Origin of the sequence: Neokomagataea thailandica NBRC 106555 (genome assembly GCF_001598495.1) — a bacterium.
GTDB lineage: Bacteria > Pseudomonadota > Alphaproteobacteria > Acetobacterales > Acetobacteraceae > Gluconobacter > Gluconobacter thailandicus_A.
In genome coordinates this window covers 1-5,342 of record NZ_BCZB01000050.1, presented here as the reverse complement: position 1 = coordinate 5,342, position 5,342 = coordinate 1, and the positions used below count along the sequence as shown (strand labels likewise).

At 41.1% G+C, this 5,342-nt stretch carries 3 protein-coding genes and 3 pseudogenes; 4 read left to right on the top strand and 2 right to left on the bottom strand.

Annotated features, from left to right (window positions below; all coding sequences use genetic code 11):
* The first annotated feature begins 117 nt into the window (after positions 1-117).
* From NTH01S_RS11095 to NTH01S_RS11090, 3 genes and pseudogenes are all read left to right on the top strand, one after another.
* Complete coding sequence (locus NTH01S_RS11095; protein WP_169802079.1) at positions 118-2,001, top strand: glycosyltransferase family 2 protein; 1,884 nt, start codon at positions 118-120, stop codon at positions 1,999-2,001.
* A 70-nt stretch (positions 2,002-2,071) separates the two neighbouring features.
* A pseudogene (locus tag NTH01S_RS11685) lies at positions 2,072-2,209 on the top strand (IS6 family transposase); the annotation flags it as partial.
* A gap of 58 nt (positions 2,210-2,267) precedes the next feature.
* Positions 2,268-2,975, top strand: a complete 708-nt coding sequence (locus tag NTH01S_RS11090) for an IS6 family transposase (protein WP_068173698.1) — start codon at positions 2,268-2,270, stop codon at positions 2,973-2,975.
* Between the two features lie 67 nt (positions 2,976-3,042).
* Here the strand turns inward: NTH01S_RS11090 and NTH01S_RS11085 are convergent.
* Positions 3,043-3,335, bottom strand: a pseudogene (locus NTH01S_RS11085) (transposase); the annotation flags it as partial.
* 143 nt (positions 3,336-3,478) lie between these two features.
* On the opposite strand from NTH01S_RS11085, the gene NTH01S_RS11080 reads away from it, so the two are divergent.
* A complete protein-coding gene (locus NTH01S_RS11080) occupies positions 3,479-4,939 on the top strand; it encodes a glycosyltransferase family 2 protein (protein ID WP_068173694.1) in 1,461 nt (486 codons plus the stop codon).
* A gap of 201 nt (positions 4,940-5,140) precedes the next feature.
* Here NTH01S_RS11080 and NTH01S_RS11075 read toward each other — a convergent pair.
* Positions 5,141-5,342, bottom strand: a pseudogene (locus tag NTH01S_RS11075) (IS5/IS1182 family transposase); the annotation flags it as partial.

Genomic DNA, 5,342 nt, shown 5'->3' with positions numbered 1-5,342 from the left:
CAACAGGGCCAATTAAATTGCCAAAAGCCTAAAAACACGATCCAAGCACAGGAAGTCAGGAAATAGCGTTATCAATTAACGGTTCTTCGCTCCCTCCATATGGACAAACCATCCTCCATGAGCCAGAGTTTCTTTCATCTATTGATGTGGCAATCAGGAAATAAGATTTTGTCTACGCCAGCACCAGAAATCCTCACATCTCATCTACTGGTAGGACATTTCAATAAAATCATTATCACTGACCATGATAATGTCCTAAGCCAAGGTCCCCTGCATGACGGGGAAATTAATATAATAAATAATCATAATCCTGTATATTTATACCTTGATACACGACGAAGAGACATCGGATTTATTATTCCATACAATGATACGATATGTATCCTCGATCAAAATATTCAACGGCCATTTCAACCTGTATGGATCAGTGCAGCATGTATCGAAGGATGTGTAACATTAAAAGATCCGATGTCAGGTCAATTCTACAGCAATAAGCCTGAATTTAACGCACTCCCCGCAAATGTCACCTCCGCCCACGAGTGGGAATGTTTTGTCCCCCTCGCAGGGGTTCCTGCACCAGAACAAGTCAAAGCAACAGCACGACTATGCCAAAAGATTATTGATGGCCTCACATCGCCCGCTTCTGCCATTGACCTCATTAAAGACAAGAACCACCCAACCAGTGCAATTCTTGAAACATTTTTAACCTTACTTCCCAATAACTTAGCAGAAATTTTATGCTGGAAACTGCTAGCAGACGTTTCCTCACCCACTGAGGGGTGGCCTACTCAGTTACAAAATGAACCGTGGTTTTCCGAAGCATGTTGGGCCCTAAAAACCCGTAAATCCACGCAACGTCGTATCGATAAGGAATTTGATTTTCTTGGTACAGGGTATGGTACAACATCATACCGCGCATGGTCACCAGCGCATCGCTTTTTACGGCATGCACGCCGCCGCATCCATCCCACCAAAGAACTCGCACTACTCGGGACCGCCCGCGATGAGGGGCTTTATATCCTTGAATGGATTGCTCATCATCGTTGCATTGGTGTCGAACATATTTTTCTATACTCGAATAATAATACTGATGGTTCTGATGAATTACTCAAAGCCCTAGACACTGCAGGAATTATTACATGGTTTGATAATTCACCTGCCCTTGATGCTGGAAAAATAAACTTACAAGATAAAGCCTATGGGCACGCTCTCGGCATCATGCCTGAAATTTTAGACTACAAATGGACTTTAGTCGTCGATTTAGACGAATATGTCCTACCTTCCCCTCTATGGAACAATGACCTTCGGCCAATTCTTAGAATGCATGAAGCACAAGGCGCCGATAGCATTTCCTTCCCATGGCAAGTCTTTTACACAAGCCAACACTTAACATGGACAGATGACCTTCTTGGGAAGCGATATACGCACTCCGGTCCTCACCCCCTTGTTAAAAGCGCGTTCCTCACCAATCGCTTTGCTTTTTCCGCAGCACACCACCCCTATGACTACCCAGACGAAACACGCTGCTGGCTCACAGCAGATGGACAAGAACACTCTCATGAGCGTCACTCTCTGCATCACCCTGTCCATAATGCTGTCGTCTGTCATTATGCGGTGCGTTCGCTTGAAGAATATGTTTGGAAATATGCACGCGGCGAAAATGACGGTAGTGGTGTTCTCCATCATAAAACTTTTCGATTTAACACCCCAGATGTTGTAACCCGCTACCCTGATTACTACGAGAATAATACAGGAACTCCAGATAACCGCTATAATAATATCTTTCCTGCAGTAGAAAATGAAATAAGAAACCTCCTATCCTTACCTGGCGTGCGCACAGCTAAAGACAATATTATCAAGAATTACCAAAAACAAATCACCCCCCTTGTCAAAGACAGTGTCTCAATTGTTGATAAACGTGAAGACATCACGTTCGAACAAAAACAAAAATGGGCCAATCTGGTCGCACGCTGGTCAGCACTCAAAGCGTCACCACAATAAATTTATTTCAGGCATTCCGGTGATGTTACATGGTGCTGTCACACTAACTAGCTCGTGCTAGAGAGTGAGGATACACACATCCCCAGTGAGTTACAAACGGCATCGTTTTCCGCGTGAGTTGATAGCGCATGCGGTATGGCTGTATTTCCGCTTTCCTTTGAGCTTTCGCTTGGTTGAAGAAATGCTTTTAGAACGTGGGATGGCCCTGTTGCAAAGTTGAATATCCTGTTGGAAACAGCTGCTGGTGTTAACGTAGGGTTTGGCAGATGCGTGATTTCAAGGGGCGTCATTTTTGTGGTGAAGTGATCTTATGGGCGGTGCGTTGGTATTGCCGCTATGGGATCATCTATCGCGACCTTGAAACCATGCTGGCCGAGCGGGGCATGAGCGTTGATCATTCAACAATTTATCGCTGGGTCCAGCGCTATGCGCCGGAGATGGAAAAGCGCCTTCGCTGGTATTGGAAACGCCCAGGGTTTTCCAGCAGCTGGCGGATTGATGAGATTTACATCAAGGTCAAAGGGAAATGGGCGTATCTGTACCGGGCTGTCGGCAAAGGCGGTGATACGATTGATTTTTTCCTCTCACAGACCCGGAACGCCAAGGCTGCCAAACGCTTTCTGGGCAAAGCTTTGAACGGCCTGAGGGAGTGGGAGAAGCCCGAGACAATCAATACGGATAAAGCCCCAACCTACGGCATAGCAATCAATGAACTTAAGAAGAACGGTAAGCTTCCCGACACGGTGAAACACCGTCAGGTGAAGTATCTGAACAACGTGATTGAGGCCGATCACGGCAAGCTGAAACAACTGATCAAGCCGGTTCGTGGCTTCAAAAGCCTCAAAACAGCTTACGCTACGATCAAGGGTTTTGAGGTCATGCGCGCCTTAAAAAAGGGACAAGCTGAACTCTTCCAATTCCAAGAGGGTATCATGGGAGAAGTGCGTCTCATCGAAAGACAGTTCGGGGTCTAAGCCATTTGAAAATCAAAACAAATGGGATGCACTCAACCCAGACTTAACTTTGCAACAGGGCCTGGCCAACGGCCTGCCGCTTCGCAGCAGGCGTCATCACTTTTTTCCAACGATTTCCTTCAAAGCAGCATTGTCCAGCATCGCATCGGCCAAGAGGCATTTCAAACGGGTATTCTCATTTTCCAACCCACGCAGCTTCTTCACTTCCGAGGCCTCAAGCCCTCCATAACGGGTCTTCCACTTGTAAAACGTGGCATCACTCATGCCGTGTTTGCGGCAGAGATCCGGTATTTGCAGCCCCGCCTCATGCTCATGCAGGATCTTGATGATCTGCTCTTTCGTAAAACGACTGTGTTTCATAGGTCCGATTCCTTCTCACACGGACTCTACTTTAAAATGGATACAATTCCGGGGGGCACGTCAAAGCCTTTAATCTTAAATAGACATACTGTATAAAAATATGTAGTTTATAATTAGTATAAGTTACAGTCATAGGAATAACGATGACAAATCATGCAGCTGTAGTGTTATTCGTAAAAAATGAGCAACATGATATTATGGGGTGGATATCATGGTATATCTCATTAGGTTTTGATTTAATTTATATATACGATGATCATTCTACTGATGGAACATATGAAATATGTAAAGCTGCTTCTAATATTTTTAATATAGAGCTACAAAAAACAAGCCTAGAACAAGAAAATTTTTACTTTAGACAAAGAGATAGTTACATTGATGCATGCAAAAAATCTATAGGTTTATTTAATTGGATAGCTTTTGTAGATGCTGATGAATATTTATATTTAGATAATTGCCATAATATTTGTGATTATCTAAATTCTTTTGATTCGAATGTATCAGGGATTGCTTTGAATTGGAAAATTTATGGTAGTTCTGGAAAGGTTATTAAAAATAACATCCCTATTTTTGAGAATTTTATATATCATTCAAATGAAAGTCTACATGATAACTCTCTAGTAAAATCTATTATTCGCCCTGAAAAAATGAGTGATTTTTATGAAAATCCTCATAAATTTAACTTAATATCGGGGGATTACGTAGATTCTATTGGAAATAAAGTGGATTGGGAGCCTGGTGCAACTAAGAAAATTCTGTGGGAGCGGGCATGGGTAAATCATTATATATGTCGTTCTATGGAACATTATGTGGATAGAATTAAGCGTCGTATAGGAGTTGATTTGTCCAACACGACGGTATACTGGGATCATTTTAATAAAAATGATTTGTGTGCATATGTGGAAAACTCTTTTATTGAGAAAAATTCAGAAATAATAAATAAAATAAAAAAAGAAGTTGTGAAATGTTTCATAAATAAACTTTATGGAGAGTATAAAAGCCTTAGTTATCCTTTTTTAGAAGGTAATAAAAAAACAAAGAATCTAAAAATATTTCAGATTAAATCTTTCCATGGTTTATTGTTGTCGACCAATAATATTGATGGGCATGTTATCCAATCGGATAATAAAAATTATATTTATATAATAGTAGACGAAAATAGTAATTCATCTTTTATTTTCAGAAAAAATAATGATATTATATCAAATATAAAATTTCATATATTTTCTGAAAATAGAAAAGAATATATTTATAGGTACAAATTTGAAAAAATAAATACTAATATAATTAGTCTCCAATCTTGTGAAAGTGATAGATATTTAACAGCAATTAACCCTGAAATCAATAATATAGTTGAGTGTACTCGATCAATAGTTAGTCATTGGGAGCAATTTGAAATAATAAAATGTAGTGATGATTTGGATTTTGATTTGGATTTGAATTTTGATTTTCCGTTGAATAGTAAAGATTTTGAAGAAAAAATTATTAACAACTTTGGAAGAAAAAATATCAATGAATTTATAATTATGTTTAATATGATGGACGATCATTCTAAAAAAGAGATTGTTCTTCGGTCAAACGGGGCTCTTTCATGGCTTTTATAAAAACTGAAGGGATCGAAAAATCTCCTGTCTTTGACCTATTGTCAGTGATTCCAGATCTCGTGTGCTAATGGAGGGCTCGAAAAACTGTTGATTGAAGAGGTGGTGCCCTGATTTTGGGCTCGACGAGTAGGTTTTGATGGTTTCTGGTGGCGCTTTTACTCTGCGATTTGAGCAGATCGGGGAAGATTATCCACTGGATTACTACGCGCTCGCGTTCCTCCTCTCGAAGAAGAGGAAGCGGCGCATATTATAGACGATATTGGCCAGCCCGATCCTCATTACGGTCCGGATGAACAGTCCCGTTTGTGACTTCTGATCAGCAAAGACATGCTCAACGCGGGATCGGATCGCCGACTTTCCTGCGTTGGGCCGCTGTATATGGAGGGGCATAGGCTTAGGGGCT

Coding starts and splice junctions, on each gene's coding strand:
- NTH01S_RS11080 (WP_068173694.1), top strand. CDS start 3,479: ATGACAAATCATGCAGCTGTAGTGTTATTCGTAAAAAATGAGCAACAT.
- NTH01S_RS11090 (WP_068173698.1), top strand. CDS start 2,268: ATGCGTGATTTCAAGGGGCGTCATTTTTGTGGTGAAGTGATCTTATGG.
- NTH01S_RS11095 (WP_169802079.1), top strand. CDS start 118: ATGAGCCAGAGTTTCTTTCATCTATTGATGTGGCAATCAGGAAATAAG.